Origin of the sequence: Moorella thermoacetica (assembly GCF_001267405.1) — a bacterium.
In the GTDB taxonomy this organism is placed as follows: domain Bacteria; phylum Bacillota; class DSM-521; order Neomoorellales; family Neomoorellaceae; genus Neomoorella; species Neomoorella thermoacetica.
Genome location: NZ_CP012369.1, coordinates 696,750 through 723,318, shown reverse-complemented (window position 1 = coordinate 723,318; position 26,569 = coordinate 696,750). Strand labels below are relative to the sequence as shown.

Annotated in this window: 32 protein-coding genes and 1 riboswitch; all 32 genes read right to left on the bottom strand. The window is 59.7% G+C overall.

Translation table 11 applies throughout. The features are described from left to right. Positions 1 to 5 precede the first annotated feature (5 nt). On the bottom strand, positions 6 to 773 hold the full coding sequence (locus MOTHE_RS03595) for a sigma-70 family RNA polymerase sigma factor (protein ID WP_011392315.1): 768 nt from the start codon (positions 771 to 773) through the stop codon (positions 6 to 8). A gap of 5 nt (positions 774 to 778) precedes the next feature. Further along, the gene (locus tag MOTHE_RS03590) at positions 779 to 1,438 is read right to left on the bottom strand and encodes a flagellar brake protein (protein ID WP_011392314.1); all 660 of its coding nucleotides are present in this window, start codon (positions 1,436 to 1,438) and stop codon (positions 779 to 781) included. A 13-nt stretch (positions 1,439 to 1,451) separates the two neighbouring features. After that, on the bottom strand, positions 1,452 to 2,297 hold the full coding sequence (locus MOTHE_RS03585; protein WP_011392313.1) for a MinD/ParA family protein: 846 nt from the start codon (positions 2,295 to 2,297) through the stop codon (positions 1,452 to 1,454). Then, complete coding sequence (flhF, locus tag MOTHE_RS03580) at positions 2,272 to 3,450, bottom strand: flagellar biosynthesis GTPase FlhF (RefSeq protein ID WP_011392312.1); 1,179 nt, start codon at positions 3,448 to 3,450, stop codon at positions 2,272 to 2,274. Before flhF ends, MOTHE_RS03585 begins: the two co-directional genes overlap by 26 nt. Then, positions 3,447 to 5,519: a flagellar biosynthesis protein FlhA gene (gene flhA, locus MOTHE_RS03575; RefSeq protein ID WP_011392311.1), complete on the bottom strand. Its 2,073-nt coding sequence runs from the start codon at positions 5,517 to 5,519 to the stop codon at positions 3,447 to 3,449. The genes flhF and flhA overlap by 4 nt, the downstream gene beginning before the upstream one ends. Before the next feature lie 107 nt (positions 5,520 to 5,626). Next, complete coding sequence (gene flhB / locus MOTHE_RS03570; protein ID WP_162490039.1) at positions 5,627 to 6,733, bottom strand: flagellar biosynthesis protein FlhB; 1,107 nt, start codon at positions 6,731 to 6,733, stop codon at positions 5,627 to 5,629. A gap of 17 nt (positions 6,734 to 6,750) precedes the next feature. Beyond that, entirely contained in the window at positions 6,751 to 7,518 is a 768-nt protein-coding gene (fliR, locus tag MOTHE_RS03565; protein ID WP_011392309.1) for a flagellar biosynthetic protein FliR, read from the bottom strand. Positions 7,519 to 7,592: 74 nt separating this feature from the next. Then, positions 7,593 to 7,862, bottom strand: a complete 270-nt coding sequence (gene fliQ / locus MOTHE_RS03560) for a flagellar biosynthesis protein FliQ (protein ID WP_011392308.1) — start codon at positions 7,860 to 7,862, stop codon at positions 7,593 to 7,595. 12 nt (positions 7,863 to 7,874) lie between these two features. Continuing rightward, on the bottom strand, positions 7,875 to 8,828 hold the full coding sequence (gene fliP, locus MOTHE_RS03555) for a flagellar type III secretion system pore protein FliP (RefSeq protein ID WP_011392307.1): 954 nt from the start codon (positions 8,826 to 8,828) through the stop codon (positions 7,875 to 7,877). Further along, positions 8,818 to 9,225, bottom strand: a complete 408-nt coding sequence (fliO, locus tag MOTHE_RS03550; RefSeq protein WP_011392306.1) for a flagellar biosynthetic protein FliO — start codon at positions 9,223 to 9,225, stop codon at positions 8,818 to 8,820. The genes fliP and fliO overlap by 11 nt, the downstream gene beginning before the upstream one ends. A gap of 1 nt (position 9,226) precedes the next feature. After that, positions 9,227 to 9,601, bottom strand: a complete 375-nt coding sequence (gene fliN / locus MOTHE_RS14080) for a flagellar motor switch protein FliN (RefSeq protein ID WP_011392305.1) — start codon at positions 9,599 to 9,601, stop codon at positions 9,227 to 9,229. A 13-nt stretch (positions 9,602 to 9,614) separates the two neighbouring features. After that, positions 9,615 to 10,094: a flagellar basal body-associated FliL family protein gene (locus MOTHE_RS03540; protein ID WP_053094684.1), complete on the bottom strand. Its 480-nt coding sequence runs from the start codon at positions 10,092 to 10,094 to the stop codon at positions 9,615 to 9,617. Then, positions 10,084 to 10,854 carry an OmpA family protein gene (locus tag MOTHE_RS03535; RefSeq protein ID WP_011392303.1) on the bottom strand — a complete coding sequence of 257 codons (771 nt, stop codon included), beginning with the start codon at positions 10,852 to 10,854 and terminating at the stop codon, positions 10,084 to 10,086. The genes MOTHE_RS03540 and MOTHE_RS03535 overlap by 11 nt, the downstream gene beginning before the upstream one ends. 170 nt (positions 10,855 to 11,024) lie before the next feature. Then, positions 11,025 to 11,825, bottom strand: a complete 801-nt coding sequence (locus MOTHE_RS03530; RefSeq protein ID WP_201776974.1) for a motility protein A — start codon at positions 11,823 to 11,825, stop codon at positions 11,025 to 11,027. 21 nt (positions 11,826 to 11,846) lie between these two features. Beyond that, positions 11,847 to 12,056 carry a flagellar FlbD family protein gene (locus tag MOTHE_RS03525; protein ID WP_011392301.1) on the bottom strand — a complete coding sequence of 70 codons (210 nt, stop codon included), beginning with the start codon at positions 12,054 to 12,056 and terminating at the stop codon, positions 11,847 to 11,849. 121 nt (positions 12,057 to 12,177) lie between these two features. Continuing rightward, positions 12,178 to 12,315 carry a hypothetical protein gene (locus tag MOTHE_RS13245; RefSeq protein ID WP_158499097.1) on the bottom strand — a complete coding sequence of 46 codons (138 nt, stop codon included), beginning with the start codon at positions 12,313 to 12,315 and terminating at the stop codon, positions 12,178 to 12,180. A gap of 18 nt (positions 12,316 to 12,333) precedes the next feature. Next, a complete protein-coding gene (locus MOTHE_RS03520; RefSeq protein WP_011392300.1) occupies positions 12,334 to 13,161 on the bottom strand; it encodes a flagellar hook-basal body complex protein in 828 nt (275 codons plus the stop codon). Positions 13,162 to 13,311: 150 nt separating this feature from the next. Then, positions 13,312 to 13,698: a TIGR02530 family flagellar biosynthesis protein gene (locus tag MOTHE_RS03515; protein ID WP_011392299.1), complete on the bottom strand. Its 387-nt coding sequence runs from the start codon at positions 13,696 to 13,698 to the stop codon at positions 13,312 to 13,314. Between the two features lie 189 nt (positions 13,699 to 13,887). Then, complete coding sequence (locus MOTHE_RS03510; protein ID WP_011392298.1) at positions 13,888 to 14,310, bottom strand: flagellar hook capping FlgD N-terminal domain-containing protein; 423 nt, start codon at positions 14,308 to 14,310, stop codon at positions 13,888 to 13,890. A gap of 106 nt (positions 14,311 to 14,416) precedes the next feature. After that, complete coding sequence (locus MOTHE_RS03505) at positions 14,417 to 16,027, bottom strand: flagellar hook-length control protein FliK (protein ID WP_011392297.1); 1,611 nt, start codon at positions 16,025 to 16,027, stop codon at positions 14,417 to 14,419. 66 nt (positions 16,028 to 16,093) lie between these two features. Next, the gene (fliJ, locus tag MOTHE_RS03500) at positions 16,094 to 16,528 is read right to left on the bottom strand and encodes a flagellar export protein FliJ (protein ID WP_011392296.1); all 435 of its coding nucleotides are present in this window, start codon (positions 16,526 to 16,528) and stop codon (positions 16,094 to 16,096) included. Between the two features lie 78 nt (positions 16,529 to 16,606). Continuing rightward, positions 16,607 to 17,917, bottom strand: a complete 1,311-nt coding sequence (fliI, locus tag MOTHE_RS03495; protein WP_011392295.1) for a flagellar protein export ATPase FliI — start codon at positions 17,915 to 17,917, stop codon at positions 16,607 to 16,609. Continuing rightward, positions 17,914 to 18,672: a FliH/SctL family protein gene (locus MOTHE_RS03490; RefSeq protein WP_011392294.1), complete on the bottom strand. Its 759-nt coding sequence runs from the start codon at positions 18,670 to 18,672 to the stop codon at positions 17,914 to 17,916. Before MOTHE_RS03490 ends, fliI begins: the two co-directional genes overlap by 4 nt. Continuing rightward, positions 18,662 to 19,672: a flagellar motor switch protein FliG gene (fliG, locus tag MOTHE_RS03485; RefSeq protein ID WP_011392293.1), complete on the bottom strand. Its 1,011-nt coding sequence runs from the start codon at positions 19,670 to 19,672 to the stop codon at positions 18,662 to 18,664. The genes MOTHE_RS03490 and fliG overlap by 11 nt, the downstream gene beginning before the upstream one ends. An 11-nt stretch (positions 19,673 to 19,683) precedes the next feature. Further along, positions 19,684 to 21,258 carry a flagellar basal-body MS-ring/collar protein FliF gene (gene fliF / locus MOTHE_RS03480; RefSeq protein ID WP_011392292.1) on the bottom strand — a complete coding sequence of 525 codons (1,575 nt, stop codon included), beginning with the start codon at positions 21,256 to 21,258 and terminating at the stop codon, positions 19,684 to 19,686. Between the two features lie 98 nt (positions 21,259 to 21,356). After that, on the bottom strand, positions 21,357 to 21,665 hold the full coding sequence (gene fliE, locus MOTHE_RS03475) for a flagellar hook-basal body complex protein FliE (RefSeq protein ID WP_011392291.1): 309 nt from the start codon (positions 21,663 to 21,665) through the stop codon (positions 21,357 to 21,359). A gap of 251 nt (positions 21,666 to 21,916) precedes the next feature. Continuing rightward, a complete protein-coding gene (gene flgC, locus MOTHE_RS03470) occupies positions 21,917 to 22,354 on the bottom strand; it encodes a flagellar basal body rod protein FlgC (protein ID WP_053094681.1) in 438 nt (145 codons plus the stop codon). Positions 22,355 to 22,413: 59 nt separating this feature from the next. After that, complete coding sequence (flgB, locus tag MOTHE_RS03465) at positions 22,414 to 22,812, bottom strand: flagellar basal body rod protein FlgB (protein WP_011392289.1); 399 nt, start codon at positions 22,810 to 22,812, stop codon at positions 22,414 to 22,416. Between the two features lie 166 nt (positions 22,813 to 22,978). After that, positions 22,979 to 23,076: riboswitch (cyclic di-GMP riboswitch) on the bottom strand. Positions 23,077 to 23,317: 241 nt separating this feature from the next. Further along, positions 23,318 to 23,521, bottom strand: a complete 204-nt coding sequence (locus tag MOTHE_RS03460; RefSeq protein ID WP_053094680.1) for an AbrB/MazE/SpoVT family DNA-binding domain-containing protein — start codon at positions 23,519 to 23,521, stop codon at positions 23,318 to 23,320. Between the two features lie 53 nt (positions 23,522 to 23,574). After that, positions 23,575 to 24,063, bottom strand: coding sequence for a hypothetical protein (locus MOTHE_RS03455; protein ID WP_011392288.1), 489 nt, complete (start codon positions 24,061 to 24,063; stop codon positions 23,575 to 23,577). Positions 24,064 to 24,066: 3 nt separating this feature from the next. Then, positions 24,067 to 24,483 (bottom strand): flagellar export chaperone FliS, encoded by a 417-nt coding sequence (gene fliS / locus MOTHE_RS03450; RefSeq protein ID WP_011392287.1) that lies wholly within the window; start codon positions 24,481 to 24,483, stop codon positions 24,067 to 24,069. Positions 24,484 to 24,660: 177 nt separating this feature from the next. Further along, positions 24,661 to 26,559 carry a flagellar filament capping protein FliD gene (fliD, locus tag MOTHE_RS03445; RefSeq protein WP_053094679.1) on the bottom strand — a complete coding sequence of 633 codons (1,899 nt, stop codon included), beginning with the start codon at positions 26,557 to 26,559 and terminating at the stop codon, positions 24,661 to 24,663. Positions 26,560 to 26,569 lie beyond the last annotated feature (10 nt).

Genomic DNA, 26,569 nt, shown 5'->3' with positions numbered 1-26,569 from the left:
GGCCATCACCCGTTGATGATAAAGTCCGCCAGCTGCCGGCGCAGATTTAAAATCGCCCGGCCATGGAGCTGGCAAACTCTGGATTCCGAAATACCCAGCACTTTGCCGATTTCTTTCAAGGTCAAGCCCTCGTAGTAGTAAAGGGTTAGTACAAGGCGGTCTTTCTCCTTCAGGTTTTCCAGGGCGGCCGCCAGGGCGCGGCGAAGTTCACCCTGCTCGTAGATACCCACCGGGTCGGGGCTGCCGGGATCGGCCAGTAGTTCGCCCCTGGTGGTCCCCTCTTCCCCCTCCTGGTCGAGGAGAAAGTCCTCCAGGGAGAGGATGGCCATCTGGGAGCCCCTCTCCATGAGCTCCCGGAGCTCAGCCTCGGTTATCCCCAGGGCCCGGGCCACTGCTCCATCGGACACCTCACCACCTTGTTCTTGTTCCAGCTGGCGGTATACCTGGCTCGCCCGACGCAACTTTTCAATCAAGCTCCGGGGCGCCCAGTGGGCGCGGCGCAAGGCATCGAGGATTGCACCGCGAATGCGCTGGGAGGCAAAAGTCTCGAAATTAACGCCTCGAGAGGGATCGTAACGGTCCACAGCTTCCAGGAGGCCGACAATACCGTAGCCCAACAGGTCTTCCTGGTCCAGGTGCGGGGGTGGCTTCACCGCCAGGCGGTTGACGTGATATTTCACCAGGGGCAGGTATTTCAGAACCAGTTCCTGGCGCCGGAGGGCATCCCGCCCGGCCATATAGCTAGTCCACAGGGTGCTGTCCTTGACGGCCATCGATCTTAACTCCTTTGGCGTCTTTCTTCCAGCAGCCGTTGAAAGACAAAGGCCACAATCTGATCTTCCTGGCGTTCGCTGATACCCTCGAAGGCCACGCCCACTTCATAGCGCTGGTGGCCGTCTATCTCCCGGGTGGCGACCCTTTTGACCCGGGCGGCCAGCCGCAGCGGCTGGTGGTGCCGGCGGCCCGGCAAGTAGAGTTCCAGGTAGAGTAAATCCCCTACCTTCACCTCTTCCCTGAGGACCAGCTGGGCACCGCCGCCGCTAATGTCAATGGTCAGCCCCCTTTTATGGGGCCGGGGAGGCCGCAGGGGCCAGTCGGCCGCCGGCCACGGGGCGTAACGAAACTCCAGGGCCGCCCTGGTACGGACATGGGAACGGACCTGGATGCGCCTGTAATCATCGGGGTAGGCCAGGTAGTAGAGGGGGGGGATTGCCGGTTCATAGCGTATCACCCGGGCGGTGAATTCGTACCGGGCGTCTTCCCGGCTACAGGTCGCTTCCACCAGGTCCCCGCGCCCGAGGAGCAGTTCCTCGCCGGCCGGGGCCAGGATGGCAAAGCTGTCTTCACCTGTCTCCTGGATCAAGGTGCGTATCGCCTTTTTCCCCGGCACGCTAATGGTAATTGGTGTATTGATTCGGATAAAACGCGGGACGGTCATGTTGACCCCTCCCTCACAACTTTCTCCCCAGCAGGCGACCCAGGCGCTGCCAGAAGCTCCGGTTCCCTTTTGGCGGCGGCTCCTGACCATTGATCCTGGCGGCGGCCTCCTCCAGGGCCCGGGCTGCCTGGCAATGGGGGTAAAGCTCGTAAAAGGGCTGCTGGCGGCGTACTGCCTCCCCGACATGGCTGTCCTCGGGAATGATCCCCAGGAGGGGCAATTCCAGCTGCAGGAACCGGCGGCAGGCTCCCTGCAGGCGCTGGGCGGTCTGCCGGCCTTCGGCGAGGTTAATGGCCCGGTTCACCAGCAGGTTTACCCTTACCTGCAAACGCTGCAAGCCCTTGATTAACCCGTAGGCATCGGTGATGGAGGTCGGCTCCGGCGTGGCCACCACTATGGCTTCCCCGGCTGCAGCCGCAAAGCTGAAAACCGTTTGGGAAATCCCGGCCCCGGAGTCTACCAGAATCACGTCTACCTCCCGCGCCAGGGTCTCCAGGTCGTCAATGAGGCGATTACGGGTGGCTGAGTCCAGGTCGGCCAGCTGGATGCCGGAAGCACCCGGGATTAAAAGCAGGCCCCCGGGGCCGCGAACAACCACTTCTGCCAGGTCCCGCTGGCCGGTAATGACTTCGGTGATGGTACACTCGGGCACCAGGCCCATCAGGATGTCCACATTGGCCAGGCCCAGGTCGGCGTCAAAAATGAGAGTCCGCTGGCCCTGCCGGGCCAGGATAAGCCCCAGGTTAACGACAATATTGGTCTTTCCCACGCCGCCCTTGCCGCTGGACACGGCAATAACCCGCGCCCGTTCTTCCTGTTGCTTGATCACCAGTTTACGTAACCTGGCCGCCTGGTCCATCTCTGGCCACCGCTTTCCATATCCGCTCAGCCAGGAGGTAGGGGTCGGCGACTTCCAGGTCATCGGGTACATCCTGGCCGGCAGTCACATAGGCCAGGGGTACTCCCGCTGCCGCCGCGACCGTTACCATTACCCCCGGGCAGCTGGTTTCATCGAGTTTAGTAAAAATCAACCGGTTATAATTCAGGGGCCGGAACCTCTCCACCGCCTGCAGCAGGTCCTGGCGCCGGGTAGCACTGCTCAAGACCAGGTAGACGGCTCCCTCCGGCATAGCCTCCAGGAACCCCCTGGTTTCCGCCAGCATGGCTTTGTTCTCCGGGGCGCGGCCGGCGGTATCGACCAGGATGATGTCCCGGTCCTCCAGCCGTCCCAGGGCCTCCCGGAACTCCCGCGGGGTCATAGCCACCTCCAGGGGCAGGCCCATGATCTCGGCGTAGGTGCGCAGCTGGTCCACGGCACCGATGCGATAGGTATCCAGGGTGATAAGGCCGACCTTTTGCTCCAGGTAGAGACTGTGACGGGCAGCTACCTTGGCCAGGGTGGTCGTCTTGCCCACCCCGGTGGGGCCGACGAAGGCCTGCACCCGCTGGCCGGATTCCGCCAGCACCTGGCCGGCCAGCCGTTCCGCCAGGCGGTTGCGAATTACCGCCCCGATTACCTCGGGCCCGGCTGTCATATCTAACCCGGCCACCAGGTCAGCCGCCAGCTCCGGTGCCAGTTCCTGATCCAGCAGGGCCTGCCGCCAGGCCGCGTTCCCTCCGGCTCCATCGCCCTCAGGGTGGGTGAGGCGCATCAGGGTGGCCTTGATGTCCGCCAGTTCCCGCCGCAGTCCCTCAAGGCCGGGACCCATCCCCCTGTCTCCTACCCCGACCCCTGGGGAGACAGTGGACGACAAAGGTGCAGTCATGTCCTGTCCCGGCAACACACCCGGCCCCGGAGGTTGCCCTGCCTTTACCGGCACTGCCGGGGCTGCCGCACCTGAGGTCGTGTCCAGGGCGGCCGTCACCTCCAGGCGTGGAGGCAGGAACAACCCCTTCAGCCCCGGCTGGCGTACCCGGCGGGTAGCCACAATGACGGCATCCGGTCCCAGGTCGCGCCTGATGGCCAGGTATGCCTCCTGCATATCACGGGCAAGGTACCGTTTGATCTTCACGCCACATTCACCGCCTCAACAGCCTCCACTTCCAGGCCGGGTTCCAGCTCGTTATAGGCCAGGACCGGGAGATGGGGAAAAGAGCGTTGCAAGAGACGCCGCAGGGGCAACCGCACCCGGGCGGAACAGAGGAGCACCGGCTGCGCCCCGCCTAAGGCCGCCTTTTCCACCGCCTGACCCAACCTGCTGAGGAAGTCCCGGGTAATTTCCGGGGCCAGGGCGGGGAAATTACCCTGGGAGGTAGGCTGGATAGCCTCGATAATCTTTTGTTCCAGCTGGGGGTGCAGGGTAATGGCCGTCAATTTTCCCTCCCGGGCATACTGGTGGCTGATGGTACGATGCAAGGCCTGGCGCACGGCTCCCACCAGGTAATCCAGGTCCCGGCTGCTGCGGGCTGCATCGGCCAGGGCCTCCAGGACCGTCACCAGGTCCCGGATGGGCACCTGCTCCTTAAGGAGGCTGGCCAGAACCTTCTGCACCTCGCCTATGGTCAGGAGTTCCGGCACCAGTTCCTCGACGACTGCTGGATTATTCTCCTTGACCTTGTCCAGCAGCTCCTTGATCTCCTGGCGGCCCATAAGCTCGGCAGCATGGGCTTTAATAAACTCCGTCAGGTGGGTCACCAGGACGGTGGTAGCGTCAACAACGGTAAAACCGGCCAGTTCCACTTCCTGCCGCCTATCCTCGGGCACCCACCAGGCCGGCAGGCCAAAGGTGGGTTCCCTGGTGGGCGTTCCTCCGGGCGGCCCTTCATTGCCGGCCGGGTTCATAGCCAGCAGGTATCCGGGCCGGATCTCGCCCCGGGCGGCCTCGACCCCGTGGATTTTAAAGATGTAACCCTGGGGAGGCAGCTGCAGGTTGTCACGGATGCGGATGGGCCGCACATAGATGCCCATCTCCGTAGCAGCCTGGCGGCGTACGGCGGCCAGGCGGTCCAGCAGGTCGCCTCCCTGGCTCTCGTCGGCCAGGGGTATCAGGCCGTAGCCGATCTCCACTTCCAGGGGGTCCACCTGGAAAAGATTAAGGACGTTCTCAGGCTGGCGCTGCTGTTGCTGGCGGGCGGCGGCCACTTCCTGCTGACGCTGGCCCCGGGCCTTTTCCTCCCGGGCCAAGGCGTAGGCGGCATAGCCCACCCCCCCGGCCATGATAAAAAAGGAGAGATGGGGCATCCCCGGCAGGAGGCCCAGGAGAAAGAGAACGGCGGCTACCAGGCCGGCGATGCGGGGAAAACCCGTCAGCTGTCCGATTACCTCTTTGCCGAAATTGTCCAGGGCGCCGGAGCGGGTGACCAGGATGCCGGTACCGGTGGAAACCAGAAGGGCCGGCAGCTGGCTGACCAGGCCGTCGCCGATGGTCAGCCGGGTATAGGTCTGCAGGGCTTGCATAAAAGGCATTTTCAGTTGCCAGACGCCGATGGCCAGGCCGCCTACGATATTGATGGCCGTAATAATCAGACCGGCGATGGCATCCCCGCGGACGAACTTGCTGGCACCATCCATGGCCCCGTAAAAATCGGCCTCCCGCTGCAGTTCCCGCCGTTTGGCCCGGGCCTCGTCTTCTGTCAGCAGGCCGGCGTTCAGGTCGGCGTCAATGCTCATTTGCTTGCCGGGCATAGCGTCCAGGGTAAAGCGGGCCGCCACCTCGGCCACCCGCTGGGCGCCGTTGGTGATAACGATAAACTGGATGACTGTGATAATGAGGAAGATGATAAAGCCGACGATATAGTTGCCCCGGACGACGAAATTACCGAAGGTCTCGATGACATGGCCGGCGTCAGCCTGGCTTAAAATAAGCCTGGTGGAGGAGATATTCAGGGATAACCGGAATAGGGTCACCACCAGCAGCAGGGAAGGAAAGACGGAAAAGTCCAGGCTCCGGGAGATGAACATGGTCGTCAGGAAGATGACCATGCTGACGCTCAGGTTGGCAATAAGCAGGAAGTCCATGACCAGGGGGCTGACCGGGATGACGATCAGCATAACTATCCCCAGGACCAGAGCTGCTACCAGGATGTCGTTGTAGGGCGTGAGGCGCCTCAAGGCCCCTAACAGGCCGCTAGGTGACGGCATAAAACGTTTTTTCCTCCACAGTTAGGGTTCTAGCTCTCCCGAAAATAAACTTCTACCGAAAATGGTCGTTATTGACAAGCCCTTCGCTCGAGGCTGGAAGCAGGTTCTTACAATCTCCCCCGCAGCTTGTAGATCCGGGCCAGGATCTCGGCTACCGCCTGGTAGAGGGCCACCGGGATTTCCTGGCCCAGCTCCACCTGGCGGTAGAGGGCACGGGCCACCGGCGGGTTTTCCACTACCGGTACGTTGTGGCGACGGGCCACAGCCTTGATCCTTTCGGCGATGCTCCCGGCACCCTTGGCCACCACTCGCGGCGCCCTCTCCTCTTCCCGGTAACGCAGGGCTACAGCCACATGGGTGGGGTTGGTGATGACCACCGTGGCTTCCGGCACGGCGTGCATCATCCGGTGCCGGGCCAGCTGGCGCTGCTTCTCCCGCAACCGGGAACGCACCAGGGGGTCGCCTTCCATCTGCTTCATTTCTTCTTTTACTTCCTGCCTGGTCATACGCAGGTTTTTCTGGTACTCCCGCCGCTGGAAGACATAATCGGCCGCCGCCAGGGCCAGAAATACGGCCACTGTACCCAGACCCACCCGGTAGACCATCCGGCTCACCAGGTCCAGGGTGGCCGGCAACCCCATATCAACGGTCAGCAGAAGCTGGGTAAACTGCCCCTTAACCAGCTGCCAGACCACCAGGCTGACGACAACCACCTTGGCCAGGCTTTTGAGGAGTTCCATCAAGGCCCGCCGGGAAAAGAAGCGCTGCATGCCCTTCACCGGGTCCAGGTTCTCCAGGCGCGGGAGTAACGGTTCCAGGGAGAAGACAAAGCCCGTCTGGGCGAAATTGGCCGCCAGGCCGACGGCCGCTGCCAGGGCCAGAAGGGGGGCCAGGAGCAGCCCTACCTTTAAGGCCAGCTGGCTGCCGAGGGCCATCAGCGAACCGCCATCCAGCTGCTGATGCCAGCCATCCTGGAGGGTACTGGTAATCAGGTCCGCCATGGCCTGGTAAAAGGTTTCCCGCCGCCAGTAAAGGAATACCACACACGCCAGCAGCACCATGGCCGTACTCAGGTCATTGCTCCGGGCCACCTGGCCCTTCTGGCGCACTTCCTGGAGGCGGTGGGGGGTCGCCTCCTCGGTTTTTTCCTCGGCAAAAAGCTGCAGGTTGATTAAGTGTCTACCCGTCACGTCCTGGTCGCCGTAAAATGCCAACAGGTTATGTGCTCTCATCACCGCGGCCAACCCCGTATGAGCAGGGCCAGGTCGTGCTCCATCTGGCTGAAGATATTACTGAATACCGTCGCCAGGAGGGGCAGGAGGGCAATCATGACCAGGAGCCCCAGGCCTACCTTCAAGGGAAAACCCAGGATAAAAACATTTAGCTGGGGCACCGTCCTGGCCACCAGGCTCAGGGCGAGATCGGCAATGAGCAGGACGGCAATTAACGGCGCTGCAATCTGCAGGGCCAGGGCAAAGGTACCAGCAAAAAGCTTCACCACCGCCCAGAGAAGGTTGCCGTCAAAATGGACCCCGCCCAGGGGCAAAAGGCGAAAACTCTCCTGCAAGGCCAGGAGCAGGGTATGATGGCCGTCCAGCTGGAAAAAAAGGAGCAACCCGAGGATCGCGAAAAACTGGCCCATAATGGTGGTGCTGGCAGCGTTCTGGGGGTCAAAGAGGGTGGCCATAGCCAGGCCCATGTGGATATCCAGGAGTTGCCCGGCCATCTGGATGGCACTGAAAATGAGGCTGGCCAGGTAACCCAGGGCCAGGCCCGCCAGAGACTCGTTGAGGACGGCCAGGGCGTAAACCCAGCTGCTGTTAAATACTGGTTGATCTGCCGGCAGAACTGGCAGCAGGAGCAAGGCCACCAGGAAACCCAGACCGGCCTTGACCATAGTCGGGACGCCACGAATACCGAAAAAAGGGGCGGTCACGAAAAAGGCCGTTGTCCGGACCAGGACCAGGAAAAATATCTCTGCCTGGGTTAAATAGCTCATCAGTGCTCCTCCATAAATCGCGTCCTGCCAAAATGTAATTATTGGTCGAGTCGTATTCCAGCTTTCACCTTAATCTACTTCACCAGGCTGCCCAGGTTGCCAAAAATATCGGTAGTAAACTGGATCAGGGTATTAAGCATCCAGGAACCCAGCAGAAGCATGCCCAGTATAACAGCGATAATCTTGGGTACAAAGGTCAGCGTCTGCTCCTGGATCTGGGTCGTCGCCTGGAGAATGCTGATCCCCACGCCGACAAGGAGGCTTAAGCTTAAGGCCGGCGCCGCCAGCAGCAGGGCGGTGGTCAGGGCCTCCCTGGCCAGGTGGATAACGAATTCCTGGGTCATAGTACTGCCTCCCTAAAAACTCTCCAGCAAGGACTTGACAACCAAGTACCAGCCGTCAACCAGGACAAAGAGCATGAGTTTAAAAGGTAGAGAGATCATCACTGGCGGTACCATAAACATGCCCATGGCCATGAGGGTACTGGCAATTACCAGATCGATTATCAGGAACGGGATGTAGATCAAAAAGCCCATCTGGAAGGCCGTTTTCAGCTCGCTGATGATAAAGGCCGGGATCAGGACATGCAGGGGCACATCGTCCCGGGTGCGGGGCTGGGCCATGCCGGACATGTGGACGAACAGGGCCAGGTCTTTTTCCCGGGTCTGGCGGTACATAAACTCTCTCACCGGCCGGGCCCCGGCGGCCAGGGCCTGCTCCTGGGTTATTCGCCCCGCCAGGTAAGGGTCGATGGCCTGGGTCTTTACCTGGTTGTAAACCGGCGCCATGATGAAAAAGGTCAGGAACAGGGCCAGGCCGATTAAGATCTGGTTGGGCGGCGTCTGCTGGGTGGCCAGGGCACTGCGAACGAAGGACAGGACAACGATTATCCTGGTAAAGGAGGTCATCAGCAGGACCAGGGCCGGCGCCAGGGCCAGAACTGTCAGCAGGATCAGCAGCCTGACGGTGTCCACCACCTGGCGCGGGTCGGTGGTCTGGGCCAGGTTCAGGTTCACCTGGGGCACGGGAACCGGCTGGGCCAGGGCCGGTCTAAGCCCCAGGACCAATCCGGCCAGCAAGGCCGCGCCTCCCAGGACCAGGGGCCATAACGGCTGCCTTACGGCCGGCGGGGTCCCCCGGCCATTGCTCTCCACCGCAGTGGCTTCTTCCAGGGCGAAACCGGTGCCCTGCTCCACTGGCCCCGCCCGGTGGAATCCCCCCGCCCCCGGCCAATCCGGCCGGCTGCGGTACGCCGGCATCTGCACCTGCCGCCGTCGCCGCCCCACCGTCGCTAGATCCCTAGCCATCATGTCGCCTGAGCCTCTGCCAGCCGGCCTGCAACAACTCTGCCACCCGGCCTGTACCTCCGGTAACCGCCCCTGGCTCCCCTTTCTCCAGGGATTGTAATGGATAGACTTTGATCTCCCCGGCCTCGGCTACTTCTGCCGGGTAATCGGGCAGCTCCGCGAGCAACGCCGGGGGTCCATCCCCCAGGCCGACCAGGAAATACCTTTCCCCACAGCGGATAACCGCCAGTCCGGTTTTGTTACTCAACTGTACCCGCTCCAGCACTTCTAGATTCCCGGAACCAGTGGCCAGGCCGGTGACACGACCCAGGCCGAAGCGCACGGTGATATAGGCCAGGGCCAGGACCAGGGGTAGGAAGATCGCCAGGCGTACCAGGGCCAGGACCAGTTCGCGATCCATCCTAACTCTGCCCTTCTTCCTCGACGGCCGCCAGGCTGTTGATCCTGACGCCAAAGGCGTCGTTAATCACCACGACCTCGCCCTTCGCCAGGGGAATGTCGTTCACCAGCAAGTCCACCGGTTCGCCCGCCAGTTTATCCAGGACAATGACGGACCCGTCCTTTAAGTCCAGGATTTCCTTGACCGTCATGCGGGTCCGGCCGAGCTCGGCTTTCAGGCGCAGGGGTACGTCGGCGATGCGCTTGAAATCGGCCGTAACGCCGGGCGCCGGCGCCGGCTGCAGGGGGGCAAAACGGGCCTTCTCCACCCGTGGCTGGTCTTCCCCGGCTTCCATAGCCTGTAAAAGCTTCTGGATCTCCTCTTCCGTTAACCCCATCTTTGGAACTCCTCTACTGGATAATAAACTCTTCAAAATAAAGGGCCCGCACCTGCCCGGCCGTCAGCTGGGAATTTATGGCCGTCAGGAGTTCCCGCTTCAGGGCTTCCTCGTTCTGCAGGTCGTCGGTTTTCTTGCTCCGCAGTACGGAAATGATGGTGTCCCGGACGCGGTAAAGCTTATCATTGAGCTCGGTAGCCAATTTGGGGTCGCTGTATTCCATGGTAATCTTCGCCCGTAGATAATGGTGCAGGCCGGGATCAGCCAGGTTGACGACAATACTATCCAGGCTCAATTTCTGCAGCGCCGCCGGTTCAGGGTTGTTGCCGGTGGGCGCCGCCGCCATACCACGGCTGTTGCCGCCGAAGAAAAAGTAATAAACGTAGCCGCCGCTCAACAGGAGGACCACCAGGAGCAAAAGGACAGTCACCAGGGACCGGCCCCTGGTCTCCCTTTTTTCGGTTGTTTTCTCTGCTGCTTCTTTAGGGGGCATTCTTATACACCTCTTTTCCCTGGGTCTGCTGGCTGCCGTTCACACCCAGGAGTAATACTACGCGCCGGTTTTCCGCCATATGTTCCGGCGAATCGTTGGGATAAAGTGGATGATACTCGCCATAACCTATGGCCATAAAGCGATCCGGCTGCAGGTGGTGTTCTTCGATGAAATAACGTACCACCCTCGCCGCCCTGGCCGTCGATAGCTCCCAGTTGGTGGGAAACTGGACCGTATGTATAGGCCGGTTGTCGGTATAGCCCTCAACCTTGACCTCGTTGGGCAGCCTGCTCAGCAAGCCGGACAATTTATCCAGCAGTTGCCTGGCTTCCGGTTTTAAATCCGCCCGGCCGGAATCAAAGAGGATGCGCTCTTTGATATCCAGGGCGATTCCCCGGTCTTCGTAACGAACCTCCACCTCGGACTCCAGGCCGTTCGCGGTAAGAAAGTTCTTCACCGTCTGGTAGGTCTGCATCATCTCCTGGGCCCGGGCCAGAGCCGCCGCCGCTTCCGGTGTTTGCAGGTTCTCGGGGTAATTGCTCGGGGCGGGTTCAGTCTCAACGATGGGCGACACGCCCCCGTCCAGGATCCCCATTCCCTGGTAGGAAGCGATAAACTGCTGGAACTTTTGCTGGTTAATAACGGAGAAGGAAAAAAGCAGGACAAAGAAAACCACCAGCTGGGTCATGAGGTCGGAATAGGTGATCATCCAGGTAGGGGCTCCCTCTTCTGATTTCTTTTGCCACTTTTTAACGGCCATGGCCGGTATCTCTCCCTAAAAATTTACGCTCCAGGAAATTGCACCCGAATCAAGAACTACTTCCTCTGCCTTTCCAGGACCAAAGGCCACCATATAGCCTTGCGTTTTCAGGGTTCGTGACGGCGACGCAACATCATCTAAAGAGGGACTACAGGAGCGGCTGCCCCGGATCAAATCCTTTGCCGGAAGGCTTCTTCACCGGATAAAGTTTCTTCTCCCGGCTGCCGGCGGCGGTTACTGACCGGCGCCAGGAAAGAGCGCAGGTGTTCTTCCAGGATGCGCGGGTTCACCCCCGACTGGATGGCGATAATGCCCTCCAGCATCATCTGGTGCAGCATCATCTCCTGCTCGCTGCGGAGACTCAATTTCCCCGCCAGGGGGATAAAGATCATGTAGGCCATAATGGCGCCGTAGAAAGTCGTAATCAGGGCCAGGGCCATGCTGGGGCCCAGGGTCTCCGGCTTATCCAATTTGGCGAGCATCTGCACCAGGCCGATGAGGGTGCCGATGAGGCCGAAGGAAGGCGCTAGGTTCCCCCAGGTTTTAAAGATGCCGTAACCAATCTCATGGCGCCGGGCCATGTAGGCCATATCCGTCTCCAGGATCTCCCGGATCATCTGGGGCTCCATGGCGTCGACCATCATCTGGATGCCCTTGGCGAAGAAGGGGTCCTCCAGGCGGTTGGCGTCATCCTCCAGGGCGAGCAACCCCTCCCGCCGGGCCTTGCGGGCCAGCTCGCCGAAGACCTCGATGAGTTCTTCCGGGTCCATGAGGTCGGTGGTAAAGGCCTGTTTCACGGTGCCAAAGACGTTCTTGATATCCTGAAAGCTGAAGTTGATAAGCACGGCGGCAAATGACCCGCCCACGGTGACCATCAGCGAGGGCACGCTCCAGAAGAGTTTCGGGTTACCGCCCATGATGAGGGCGCCGACCATGAGCCCGATACCGGCCACAATGCCCAGCACGGTCATAAAATCTATCCGATGCAACCTCTAATTCACCCCGTCCTGAGAGTCGACCGGCTGGAGGATCAGGCGCCGGTAGGCGATCACCCGTTCCATAATCTCCTCGGCCGTCTGGGTCACCAGGATCTTCTTACCGCTGGTCAGGGTAATGACTGTTTCCGGCACGCTCTCAATCCGCTCGATTAGTTCGGCATTGAGGATTATCTCCCGCTTATCCAGGGTGGTAACCTTGATCATGCCTGCCGCCCCCTGTAAATCAGAAGTCAGAGGCAGGAAGTCGGGGCCTTTATAGCCCCCAACTCCCTGTTATTCCTTCATTTTCGTTTTGGTTAGGGTCGACAATCGCTATGGACAAAATCTACTCTTGCGCCAGAGAAGGTTCCCAGGAAGACACCTCCGGGCCCCGGACACTGCCGGGGTCACCCTGGCCGCCCTTATAGAACCGGACGTTTTTTCCGCCAGGTTGCTTCCAGGAAATCCGTCCCTTAAGGTTCATTTATAATACATTGTAGAGTTACCGTTTCAGGTTAACCAGCTCCTGAAGCATCTGGTCGGATGTTGTGATGGTCCGGGCATTGGCCTGGAAGCCGCGCTCGGTGATGATCATGTCGGTAAACTCCTGGGCCAGGTCGACATTGGACATCTCCAGGGCCGAGGGGATGATGGTGGTATTGGCCAAGGAGCCCTGACCAGGAGTAAGTTCCGAGCCCGGATCACCCGAGCTGGTTGTAGCCCGGTAAAGGTTTTGGCCAATTTTTTCTAAACCGGAAGGGTTGGAAAACTTGGCTATGCTGATCGTCCCCGCTTGCAGGGCTGCTCCTGTACTGTCCACGTAATGCACTACACCCATCTTGTCAATGCTATAACTCTGGGGCATGGTAGTTGGATCGTTCATATCAGCAATCTGGATTGGGTTATCATCAGTTCCCAAAACCTTTAATCCGTCTGTTGTCACCAGGAACCCTTCGTTGTCGAAGTGAAAGGCCCCGGCGCGGGTATAATAAGTATTCGTCCCATCGGAAACCCTGAAGAATCCATCTCCCTGGATCATTAAGTCCGTCCCATTGCCAGTGGACGCGGCGGCGCCCTGGGTATGCACCACATCAATGCTCCCTAAAGTGACGCCCAGGCCGATTTGCTGGGGGTTGGTACCACCCATTCCTGTCCCCCCGCTATCGCCGGCCGAGCCGCCGCGCAGGGTCTGGTAAAAGACGTCTTTAAAGGTCACGGCGCTGCGCTTGAAACCCACGGTGTTGACGTTGGCGATGTTGTCGCCGATGACGTCCATGCGTGTCTGGTGGGTGCGTAAGCCCGACACGCCGGAATAAAGGGAACGCATCATGGTAAATTACCCCCTTCTTTTCGGCCGCCTCTGTCGTTCGGCAGCCTGCGGGCCTCCCCTTCGGGGTCCGGCCCTGTGATGAAAGTAATATTGCTGGTAAAAAACCGTTCATTATCTGGAGGCCGTACCAGAGGCCGAACCTGAAAACCTTTATAGCAACACGGCGCTGTCGATATTGGTAAAGACGTTCTCTTGCAGGTCCTGCCTGGCGGCGGCGGTGATGACCGTGCGGTTCTTGACGCTGACCACCAGGGCCAGGTCGTCCAGGAGCACCAGGGATTCCCGGGCGCCCTTGCCGGCGGCCCTTCGCACACCATCCTCCAGGCGGGCCATTTGTTGCGCCGAGAGGTTTATCCCCCGGCTTTCCAGGCGCTCGCTGGCGTGGCGGGAAAACTTGAGACCGCCCATCTGTTCCTTTAACACCGTCTGGAAAGATACGGCAGCTCTGGCTCCCTTTCCAATTGGTCCCGGCGATGGTTTCACTGCCGGAACCGGGGCCTTTAACGGCGTTAATACTCGCGGGTCGACAATAGCCATTCCTATCACCTGATCTCTCGGCTAGCCCATAACAAGTTGCCCATCAACAGTTTATCAGGATCTCAACTTTAAGCCCGGTCTTGTCACTGCTATCAGCCAGTTATTACTTGCAGGCAACTTCCCGCCCCAAAACAGGCCGGGGGCTGATGCCTTTTTACTCTCCAAGCGCCACCGCGGCATAACTGGTGGCTACCCGGCGGCGGCCGGTGTTGGTGACGCGTTTGCCGGCAGGGCTACCTCCTGGACATCCTTCAAAGATACCTGCTGCTCCCCCACCGTCAGGATGATCCCCTCCGGGCTCCAGTTAACTTTACTCACCGTTCCCGTCAGGGTCTGGTCGTTGATCCTGGCGGTCACTTCTTTGCCGATCAACCCTACCGCCTGGAGCATTAAGGCCTCATTGAAGCTCTCATATAAGTTGTTCATCTGTTCCAGGACGCTGAACTGGGCCATCTGGGCGATAAAATCGGTGTTACTCACAGGGTTCAGCGGGTCCTGGTTTTGGAGCTGGGCTGCCAGTAGCTTCAGAAAGTCGTCCTTACCCAGGCCCTTGTTGGGCACTGTGCTGGTTGTTCCCGTGGTAGCAGCCGTCACCCCGGTGACGTTCATCATCACTCCCCCTTGATTCAGAGCTAATAATAAGCTAGCACCGGGTGTTCACTACTGCGAGCCTGGTATTAAGGCCCGCCGGGCGGCTAAAATCCGCCGGCCAGTTACCTCAGGCCAGGTAATCCAGCCGGTACCGGTTAATGGTTCCTTCCAGGTCCGGGCTACCCGGCCACCCCGGGGACTGGCGCCGCCAGCCGGCACCCTGGCGGTATTCACCCTGGCTGTCTGCCTGGTGGCGGCCGCCGCCCTGGCCATCGCCGCCCACCTGCACCTGGACCTGGTCCAGGCGCAGGCCCTGGACGGCCGCGGCCTGGCGCATTTCCGGCACCGCCGCCTGGAGGGCCCGGGCGGCTTCGCTGCTTTCTACCAGCAGTTGCAGGGTCAACCGCCCCCCGTCCAGTAAAGCCCGGAGTTTCAATTTACCCAGGTTTTCCGGTTGCAGCTGGAGTTCCAGTTCCTGCCTGCCGTTGGTGGCGGCCAGGCGGGCTGTGCTGAGGATGGTGGCAAACACCTCCGGCAGGTTGTTGATCTGGGCTACCTGGTTCCCCGCCTGCTGGCTGTTTCCTCCCATGACGGCGTTAAAAGCGGCCGGCCCCACCGGCGAACTACCACCGCTGCTTGTCAGGGTCTCCCCGGCCGGCTCGCGGTTACTCGGCCCGGTATTTGCAGGATTATAGTCACCGGCCAGCAAGCTGTTACCGGGAACCGGCCCTCTGACAGGGGGTCTCCCTTCCCCGGAAGCCATCGGCGCCTGCCGGTTATCGGGAACAAAGGGCATCCCTGCCGACCTGTCAGCAATTTCCATACTATTTGCATCGGTAACGGGTTTCCCGGCGCTGGCTTGTCGCCCTTCTCCCTCTAAAGGCAGGCCGGTTTTTAAGGCCCCTTCCGCAGGGGTCCCGGCCGGTCGGGTTGTTCCCGGGGTGCCCGGGCCGGTCGTCGCCGTCTCCCGGGTGTTTACTCCTGCCGGCAGGCCCCCCTGGACCTGGCCTTTACCTTTTATCACGGCGGCCTTCCTGGCCGCTCCCATCCAGGGTACGGCCTCAATCCGGCTTGCCAGGTCAGGCCAGTTTCCCCGGAGCAGCTGTCTGGAACCTCTGCCGGCGGCCCCGGCGCCGGCCTCGTCCTGCACGTTAGCGGCAGCGACGGCGAGGAGCGAAGTCGCCTGGTGCGCTTCCACGGCTTTCCCGGCCGAGGAGGATGTTTCGCCCTTTACCTGATCCCAGGCCGCGACCTTATCCTGCGCGGCGGCGGTTCGCCTGCTGTCACCGGCCTGAAAGCCGCTGCGGGGAGCGCCTTTCCCGCCGGCGGGAGCTTCCTTGCCGGCAGCGGCGGCAGGAGCGTCCCGGCCAGTGACCTGCCCACTGGAACCGGATCCGGCCGTCCCTTCCGCCCCTGCGTTGGCCTGGTAGCCGTCTCCCGGCCCTGTCGGCCGGGCATCAGCCTCCCGGGGGCTTCCCATCGCCTTCCTGACGGGTCCGCCCGCTATGCCTGCCGGTTCAGGCACGGCCGGCTCCTGCAATCCTCCCCTGGCGTTCCCGTCCTGACCCCCGGTTTCCCCCTGGGAGGGATTGTAAACCCCAGGACGATCAAGGTGGGCCGGTTGCTGGATCAGCCCCGCCAGGAAGGAAATAAAATCTACCGCCGGCTCTGGATAGTGCTCCCTGGTCCTGGTCAGCAGTTCCAGGTCACTGGACCTGCTAATAGACGCGACAGTCATTCTGGCACCTCCTTTCAACGAAGGATGTCTAAAGAATTGACGGCTATTTTTAAAGAAGATGGCCGCCTATTCAAATGTGCGGCGGTAAAAGCGGCTGCCGGCAGCCTCGTCCACCTGCTTTTGCTCCTCCCGGGCCAGGTTGTACTTATAGTCCTGGAACTGGCGTTCCCTCAGCCGGTCCAGGACTTTGCGCTCCTGCATGGCCGCCTGGACTTTCTCCCGCCCCTCGGTGACCACGCGGCTCGCCCGGGCGACCTCTTCCTGCTGGCAGGCGATGCGGCCGTCCAGGGCTTCCAGGTAAGCCGCTTTCTGGATGAGTTCTTCCACCGCTACGGCGCCCTCAATTGCCGGAGCACCGGCGCGCAGGCTTCGGTAACGCTCTAGACTAGCCTCGGCTTCTGCCTGGCGCCTGCGAGACTCGGCCAGTTGGAGCTTAAGCTGCTTCTCAAGGGATAATTTATAGGAATGGACTTTTTCCAGGGAAAAGTGAAAACCAGCCATAGGCGATCCCTTTCATTTGCAGGATGATGGCGAGGGTTGCTGCCCCCGGCCCCGCCCGGTGCTGCCGGGCGCCAAGGGCTAGGCTAAAATTCCCGCCAGGGCCGCCAGGGTATCCTGGAAAGCAAAGTATTCATCCTTCCCCTGGCGCAGGAACGACTGGATGGCCTCATGGTATTTCAGGGCCGCGTCCACCCGGGGGTTGGAACCCGCCTGGTAGGCGCCGATCTCAATTAAATCGGCCGCCTCCTGGTAGGCCGCCAGGAGATCCCGCAGCTTGCCGGCCTGCTCCTGTTGCTCCCGGGAGGTGATCTCAGGCATTAGACGGCTGATGCTCTGGAGGACGTCGATGGCCGGGTAGTGGTTCGCAGCCGCCAGGCGCCGGGAGAGGACGATGTGGCCGTCCAGGAGGCCGCGGACGGTGTCGGCCACCGGCTCGTTCATATCGTCGCCCTCCACCAGAACCGTGTAAAGGCCGGTGATGGAACCCCGCTCGCCGTTGCCGGCCCTCTCCACCAGCTTCGGCAGGGAGGCAAAAACCGAGGGGGTGTAACCCCTGGTTGTCGGCGGCTCCCCTATGGCCAGGCCCACCTCCCTCTGGGCGATGGCGAACCGGGTCAGGGAGTCCATCATCAGGAGGACGTTTTTCCCCTGGTCGCGGAAGTACTCGGCAATGGCCGTGGCCGTAAAAGCACCCTTAATCCGCACCAGGGCCGGCTGGTCGGAGGTGGCGGCCACTACGATGGAGCGGGCCAGGCCCTCCGGCCCCAGGTCGCCTTCGATAAAGTCCCGCACCTCCCGGCCGCGCTCGCCGATGAGGGCGATGACGTTGATGTCAGCGGTGCTGTGGCGGGCGATCATCCCCAGGAGGGTGCTCTTACCAACGCCGCTGCCGGCAAAGATGCCGACCCGCTGGCCGCAGCCGCAGGTCAAAAGGGCGTCGATGGCTTTGACCCCCGTAGCCAGGACTTCCTTGATCCGGCGCCGGCTCAGGGGGTTGGGCGGCCGGTTGTTGACCGGCTGGGGGTCGCCGCTCACCAGGACGGTGCCGTCCAGGGACCGGCCCAGGCCGTCCAAGACGCGGCCCAGCAGTTCCTCCCCCACCCTGATGTAATGGCCGCGGCCTGTGGCTATGACCCGGCAGCCGGGGCCAATGCCCTCCAGCTCCCCCAGGGGCATGAGGAGGGTCACTTCTTCCCGGAAGCCGACCACCTCGGCGACGATGGGGCCGGAGCCGTTGTTATAGATCCGGCAGAGTTCGCCGATAGCCGCCTTCAGCCCCCGGGCTTCGATGGTCAGGCCCGTCACCCTGGTGACCTTGCCGCCCCGGCGCCAGAGGGTGGCGCCGGCCAGGCGCTGGCGGTAAGATGTCAGGTCAGGAGCCAGACTCATGGCCGGCCGCCTCCGCGGAGGATTTTTTTCACTTCTTCCAGCTGGGTATCAACGCTGGCGTCGATAAAACCGTTTTCCGTCTCAATGCGGCAGCCGCCGGTTTTAAACCCCGGATCGGCAACGACCTGCAGCCGTGCCTCCGGCGCCGCCTCGGCCAGGAGTTCCTCCCGGTGCTGGCGGATGATTGCCGCCGCTTCCGGGGAGGCGTAGATTATGTAGTGCTGGCCTTCGGCCACCTGGCGGATGGCCTGGCGGGCTATGCCCAGGACCACTTCCGGTCGCTGTTCCACCTCCTGGCCGATCACCCGGGTGGCGATAGTTAAGGCCAGGTCGAGAATCTCCCCTTCGGCGGCGGTGATGGTCTCCCGGTAAGCCTGCCGTGCCTCCTCCAGGACCCGGCGAGCTTCCTCGCGGATGGCCGCAGCTTCCCGGCGGATAGCCTCACCTTCCTCCTCAGCCCGGGCCAGTCCCTCCCGGTAGCCCTGCTCTTCGCCGGCTGCCCTCCCCTCGGCCAGGACCCGCTCCCGTTCTTCCAGGGCCTCCTTCTTAATAACCTCTGCTTCCTGCCGGGCCGCCGCGATAATGGCTGCAGCCTCTTCCCGGGCGGCAGCCACCGCCGCCCGGGCCGCGGGGTTTACGTCGCCATCTTCCTGGGGGACACAAGCTTCTCCCACCGGTACCAGCCGTAGGGGCCGCGGGGGGATTACCCTTTCCTCCCGGGCCGGCTTGACTTCCTTCAGCACTCTAGACCACAATGGCGTCTTCGCCTCCCCGGGCAATGATAATCTCGCCGGCCTCGTCTAAACGGCGGATAATCTGGACGATACGCTGCTGGGCTTCTTCCACATCTCGCAGGCGAGCCGGGCCCATGTACTCGATATCCTCCTTGAGCATTTCGCCGGCGCGCTTGGAAAGGTTGCGGTAGATGCGGTTGGCCACGTCTTCGCTGGCCGCCTTGAGGGCGAGGGCCAGGTCTTTGAGATCGACTTCCCGCAGTACCCGGCGGATGGAGTTATCATCCAGGGTGAGGATGTCTTCAAAGACAAACATCCGCTTGCGGATCTCGTCGGCCAGTTCGGGGTCGTCTTGCTCCAGGGATTCCAGGATGGTCCGTTCCGTGCCGCGGTCGGCCCGGTTCAGGATGTCCACCAGACTTTTGATCCCGCCGGCAACGGCAAAGTCCTGGTCCACCAGGGAAGAAAGGCGCTGTTCCAGGATGCTCTCCAGCTCGCGCACCGTTTCCGGCGAAGCCCGCTCCATGAGGGCGATCCTCTTGGCCACGTCGGCCTGCAGCTGGTCCGGCAGGGCTCCCAAGATCACCGCCGCCTGCTCCGGTTCCAGGTAAGCCAGGATCAGGGCGATGGTCTGGGGGTGCTCATTATAAATGAAATTGACCAGCTGCTTGGGATCGGCCTTGCGGATCATGTTAAAAGGCCGGATCTTAGAAGTTGCCAGGAGCTTTTTGATAATCTCCGCCGCCCGGGCCGGCCCCACGGTTTTCTCCAGGACGTCGCGGGCGTACTTGATGCCCCCCTGAAGCATAAACTGCTTGGCATCATTAAGTTCCAGGAACTCGTCGATTATCTGCTGCTTGGTTGTCGGGTCGACCGCAGGGGTGTTGGCAATCTGGTAGGTGATGCGCTCGATATCTTCCGGGGCCATCTGCTTGAGAATTAAGGACGACAGCTCCGGGCCCACGGCAATCAAAAAGATAGCCGCCTTTTCCAGACCTGTGAGGGCCTTCTGCTTTGCCAACCAACCCACCTCTAATCTTCTGCCAGCCAGGCCTTCAGCAGTAAAGCCGCATCCTCCGGCCGCTGGCGGATGATCTCCTGCAGTTGCTCCAGTTTAGCCTTGCGCTGGGCTTCCTGGCGCTGCTTCTCCAGGTCCGCCGGTTCCACCGGTTCTACCGGTTCCACTACCAGGGGTTCTACCGGCACGCCGGCCGGCAGGGCCGCGGCAGCCATCTGTTCTTCCAGGGCCGCCTGCCGACGGCGCCGCAGGATAAGAACGATCAGGGTCACCAGCAGGGCCAGGGACACCAGCCCCACGCCTCCCCACAGGAGGTACTGGCGCAGCCTCTGCTGGCGCTGCTGCTGGGCGGCCATGTCGGCCGCCATTTGCTGCTGCAGGGAGTTGTCAAAGGCCAGGCTGGTAACGGTGATCTGATCGCCCCGGGCCGGCTGGTAGCCCACCGCGGCGCTGACGATCTGCTGGATCTGGTTGTTTAAGGCCGCGTTCACCGGGCCGTTAACGGCTACCGCGGTGGAAAGCCGCCGGACCTGCCCGGGAGCCACTATGGTGTGGGTATCGGTTTTATCCAGCTCGTAGTTGTGGACGGTATCGCTCGTGTTATAGTTTCCGTTGGCGGGGTTTACGGCCGGATAACCCGGCCCGTTGTTACCTGCCGTCCCCGCCACACCGCCGGCTCCGCCGTTAGAAGTGCCCTGCTCGGTTTTAATCTCCTCGCTTCTAAGCGCCCCCTGCTTGCCCCAGGTGGTCTGGTTGATTTCCTGCTGGTCGAAGTTGAGGTCCGCCGTCACCATGGCCACGGCCTTCCCCGGCCCCAAAATCTGGGTCAGCATACTCTGGAGGCGCTGCTCCAGGTCCTTTTCGAACTGCCGCTTGATCTCCATCTGGGTCTGCTGCTTCTGGCTTAAGGGGGCGTTCGCACTGTCGGCAACGCCGTCACTCAAGACGTTGCCGTACATATCGATGACGCGGATGTTTTCCAGCTTCAGCCCGGGGACGCTGGCGGCAATCAGCTCCATGATGCCCTTGACCTGTTCCGGTTTCAGCCGCGCCAGGGGCTTGAGCTTTAAAACCACGGCCGCCGACGGCGGCTGCTGCTGTTGCAGGAAAACACTGGGCTGGGGGATGACCAGGTGCACCCGGGCGTCTTCCACCTCGTCCAGGGTAACGATGGTCCGCCGCAGTTCCTCCTGCAGGGCACGCTGATAATCCAGGTTACGCTCAAAGTCGGTCATACCCAGCTTGTTCTGGTCGAAAAGCTCAAAACCCTGGCCGTTGTTCAGGACACCGGCGCTGGCCAGGTCCAGGCGTAACTGGTAGATCTGGTCTTTGGGTACCTCGATGGTGGTACCGTCACCCGTCAGGCGGTAGGGAACCTTCATCTCCTTCAATTTTGCCGTAACCGCCGCGGCGTCCTGCTGCTGCATGTTGGTGAAAAGGGGCGCGTATTGGGGCCTCACCAGCCACTGGACCAGGAAACCCGCCGCCAGCAAGGCGGCCAGGGTTACCGCTACCAGGGCCGAACGCCGCCCCGGAGTCAATCCCTGCCAAAAACTCTTTGCTTTGCCAAATATATCTTTAACCTTCATTAATAAGCTCCCTGAAGGTGGTATGGTTTCCTTCTCAAACTGCCGGGTATGTCTTGGAAGTTACTATGAAGTTACTATTTAGTTCTCAATCAAGTAGTTTATATTTGCATGCGGGAAATTTCCTGATAGGCTTCGACGGCTTTATTACGCACCTGCATGGCCAGCTGCAGGGAGAGGTTAGCCTCCTCCAGGGCCAGCATGACCTGGTGGACATCCTCCACCTTACCGGCAAAATATTCCTGGGTGAGAGCGTCGGCCTGCTGCTGCAGGTTATTGAGTTCATCCAGCTTTTGCCGCAGGAGATTGCCGAAGGATTGGGCCACGGCATCCGTCCCCCCGGTTTGGGAAACCGGCCGGGTCTCCTGAAGGGGTGCCGGCATTAAAAGGGATACGGGTGTAAGGAGCATTGGGAACATACCCTCCTCGAATTATCCTTGCGGGCCCGGCTGGTAGCCGCGAAACAGGCTCGCTGCCCATACCTGCCTGTTAGCCGGCGGCCGGGCTCGCATGCAGTGCGCCATTTAAGGTGTAACTATCTAGATGGCATCGCCTGCCGGTGGTCTGCCGGAGTGATATGGATTCATCCAGGCAGCACTGCCGGCAGGGACCCGCCCACGGTCCCGGGCCGGTGATCTTTGTGGCCATCCAGCCTGGTAGCCTAACGGCCGATCTCCAGGGCCTTCAAGGTCATGGCCTTGGCGGCGTTCAAGACCGTCACATTGGCTTCATAAGCCCGCGAGGCGGTGATCATGTCGACCATTTCGTTGACGATATTGATGTTGGGTAAATGAACATAATCATTGGCGTCGGCGTCCGGATGGGACGGATCGTAGACCAGGCGCGGCGGGGAATTATCCTCGACAATGGCAGCTACTTCTACCCCGGCGCCGGGAGCCCGGGACGAAGGCCGCCCGGGTAGCTGCCCCATAGCTTCCTGCAATCTCTCGGCGAACACAGGCACTTCGCGACGGTAGGGACCGCCCCGGGGCGTGCGGGTGGTATTGATATTGGCCAGGTTGTTGGCGATAATATCCAGGCGCAGGCGTTCCGCCGTGAGGCCGGAGGCACTGATGGCCAGGGCCGGTAGCAGTTCCAACCTTTTATCCCTCCCTGATTTCCCCTTGTTTCCCTTACCTGCAGGCCGGATCCAGCCGCCTAACGTCTACCCTCGTTGATCACGTAGCGCAACATGGCCAGGCGGGTGTTGAGCTGCTGGACAGCAACGTTAAAGTTCAGGCTATTTTGGGCCAGGTCAACCATCTCGCGGTCGATATCGACATTGTTGCCGTCCTGGCGCATGGTGGTGCTGGTATCCCTGCTTACCTGGGGAGCGAGCTCCAGGCCGGATGGAGGCAGATGGTAGGGGTTGGTACGATACAGGGGCAAGCCCGGCTCGAGCCCCAGGGCCCGGCTGAGCTGGTCCTCAAAGGAGACCTGGTAGCGCTTAAAGCCGGGAGTATTGACATTGGCGATATTGTGGGCGATGGTCCTCTGGCGCAGGGTGGCCGTGTCCAGGGCCTTCTCCAGGACGTACATGGTCGGCGTCAGGAACACCCAATTCTCACCCTATTCCCTGAAAAATCGATGCTATTCTCCAACAGTTACCACTTTATCACTTTCGTGGTAATCTTGGTATCGGACAAAAGGCCCAATTGCCCCGGGACTAAAGTCCCATGCCTAAAAATAAAGGCCCTCTTCCGGGCATAACAATTTAACCGGTTACGGTAGCCTGGCAGCCATAGCCCGGTCTGTATCTACCAGGCCTTAGACCCATGGCTTTGCGCGCATCCCCTTTCGGAGAGCTTGCCTTTGACGCCCGGAGTAAGAAAGTTTTACCTTGGTTGCTTTCGGTATTTATTCAACACGTTTTGGCAAATTCTTGCAGGTGGAGAGAAATTTAACCAAAAAATAATGAGCCGTCTATGGAGAAACGGCTCTTTCATGCAATCAATACAGCCATTGGCCCTGCCTCGACAGGACCCACCAATTTATCGCCCTTGCCACTTAGAAAGCAAAGTAACCAGGATACGCTGCCTGTTGGCTAAAAACGTCAGGACTTCTACTTGATTAAACTCATCCTGGCCTGCTGGTACCTTCCTTCCCCGTAGCTTTCCAGCTGCAGGCGCCGCAGGATGACCATATCCCCCTGTACTTCCACAGCCACGTGATCGCCCGTTTCCCATCCCAGCTGCTGCCGTATTTCTTTCGGGATAACTACCTGCCCCCGGCTTGATAATTTTGTTATTTCAACCTGCTTGCTCATTGTCTTCCTTCCCCCCACCTATCCCTGCCCCTGTTCTCTACCTAAAACTTAACTTATAACCGCCGGTCAAGGCAGCGGGGCAGCATAGTTTTATTTTCCCGCCGGTAGGCCAGGCCCATTTGCCGGGCTGTTCGTACTTGCTCCAGCTCAGCCCTAATCGTTGCTATAGCCAGATTGCATTTTTTTATATTGGCTTCATGCACATACTGGCATTCTTCCCATAAGGACCGCACTTGCAGGGCTGCCCTGGAAAGTTCCTTGCGGGTTGCCGGCGGCAGGAACTCGATCTTTTCCCACTCCAGAATTTCACACCCTGAAACTAATACCAGGAACTCTTCAAGCTGCCGGGTAGCCTGCCGCGCCCGGGTCAGCCTTTCCCTCCAGGGAGCGGCTTCTGCTAGGAGATTATTCAAGTCACCCCAGGCGCCGGCTTGAATGGCTTGCTGTTGTTGCTTTAAGTTTCGCTGCCATACCTGCAACATTTCTATTTCCTGGCCATACGCCTCTAAAAGCTGCCTGGCCGCTGTTTCTATTTCGTTCATTAATTAACCCTGCCAGTTCACACCTGCTGTGGTGCGGTAATCGTGGGTCTGATATATTTTTGTAGCCTCTTCCCAGGTGTCGCGCAGTTGCTGCAAGAGCTCAATAACTTCTTTGATCATCTTTACACTTTTTTTCACATTGGCCTGCACCAAATGGCGATACATGAAATCATACAGCTTGTACAGGTTTTCAGCAATATCGCCAACATCCCGGTTTAAGGTCGCCATCAATTCGCTTAAAATATCCTCGGCCCGACCCAGGTTATTGCTCACAGCAGCATAATCCTTTTGCTCCATGGCCACCAGCCCCTGGCGACAAAAGCGCAGGGCTCCATCGTAAAGCATCAGCACCAGCTTCTCCTGGGACAGGGTTTGGACCTGGTTTTGCTGGTAGGCCTGGTAGGGGTTGATGACAGCCATAAGTTACACCTCGATATTCATTCGCCTTGTGCCTAAAGGGTTGCTGGTTTAAAAACCTGCAACGCCTGCCAGTAAACTACGACAGAAAGTTAAACTTAACTTCATGGGCTTCTAAGACTCTCTCCACATCCTCACCGCTCCCACCCTGTTTTATGAAGTATAGTATCACAGCTTAAGCTATTTCTGCTGGTAGACCCCCAATCCGGCAATCTGCCCGGCCAGCCAGTTCCCCTGGCTCTGCAAAGCCGCCAGGGCCTGCTCCATAGCCGTAAACTGCCGCCGGAGCTGCTCTTCCCTCATGGTGAGCCGGTCTTCCATGCGGGCGATCTGGTCGTCGATGTCATCCATGATGTTCTGCAGGGACTGCTCCCGGGAAGGAATAATGCCGTCCCCGGAGCGCACCAGGGAAGTCAGGTAACTATCCAACTTGTCGACCAAGCCGGTTTCGCTGCTGTTGGTAAAAATAGCCATGACGGCTGTTGGGTCCGTCTCCAAAGCCGAGGTTAACTTTGTTGTATCCAGGGTTATTTTGCCGTTGCGATCGAAGGTTAAAGAACCGCTACCTACTACAGCCCCTGTCGAAATACCAATACTCCAGGGGGTCTGGTAAGTCCCCGTTAACCCGGCTACTCTATCAGTCATCAGTTGCCATAAATCGTTTTTAAAACGCGCCAGGGTAGGATCGCCCTGTAAATCACCCTTGTCTCCGGCTTTGGTGCTGATAAACTCCATTACTGAGTTGTATTGATCCACCATGGCCTGGATAGCATCAACGGCCTTCTGAGTGTCGTGGCTTATCTCCAGGTTCAGTGTTTCCGCCGGTTCAATTGTGCCGTTGCCGTTAGTGTCAGTAACGGCCAGGAGGTTCAGGGTAACCCCTTGGATGACATCTGTAATCGTATTGGTGGAGCGGGTTATAGTGAGGCCATCGACTGTAAATACGGCATCCTTGGCATCCTGGATGACGGCGCGTGGTAGAATAACCCCGCTTGCATCTACCAGCCCTAACTTATTGAGGACACCGTCAGGATCGGAAAAAGATATAGCCCCGTTAGAGCCGGTAGTTTTACTGGTAATTACCAAGCGATGATCGATGACGCTGGCCGTCACAATGTCCCCCGCTCCCGGGCCTGTTTCCCCTTCAGAAGGTACTGCATTGATCAGGGAGGCGATGGATTGTAGGCTATCATTTTCATTTATGGTAATATTCCGGGTTTCACTACCAACGGTAATGGTAAAGGAACCGCTCAGGCCCAGCGCCACAGTATCGGACGTAACCGGTTCTGCTGGTTGGAAGGTGGCCGTCCAGTCGGCAAGCATAGGAATAACACTGGCACCAAAATCTCCATTTAAAGTAGCTTTAATCTCCACCTGTTGCACATTGCCACTTATATCAGCTGTTAAAGTATGGCTCTTAAAAATCCCGGAACCATCACCGGTTAAATTGCCCAGCGTTTGCCATTCACTCCAGGTAGTGCCATCAAAAGTACGGTATTGATACACATAATTAGCATTCAGCCGTTCCTGTTGATTGACCGTCAAAGCCAGGCGGCCGCCATTGGCGGCATTAACGTTAATAGCATTAGAAGTAATACTCCCCGTTGCTCCTGAGGCTAATTTTAGCAAGCCATTTGCCGTATCCTGGGTTAAGTTGTTCAACGTCGCCACACTGCTGGTGTAGGTGGCGTCAGTAAAAGTATCTGTTAATAATTGCGCTTCCGTACCATAAACCAGATTCTGGCTGGCCACTTTGTGAGCCTGGGCTAGCTGGATAATGCTCACCTGGTAACTTCCGGCTGGAGCATTGCTGGCTGCAGTAGCCGTCAGAGCCAAGGTATTACTTGAGGTGGCTTTCATACCGGTAAAGGTGGAAGCAAGTTTAAGATCGCCAAGCTTGCTCTGCAAGCTGCTTAAACGGGTATAAATATCGTGCCAGGCGTTTTTCTCCACGTTGTACTGGTTTTTGCGCTGCTGCAGCCTGGTAAGGGGTATCCTTTCGAGGTCCATTAACTGCGTGATAATCGACTCGGTATCCAGTCCCGAAGCCAGGCCGGAAAAATAAATGCCGCTAGCCATATCAGAACCC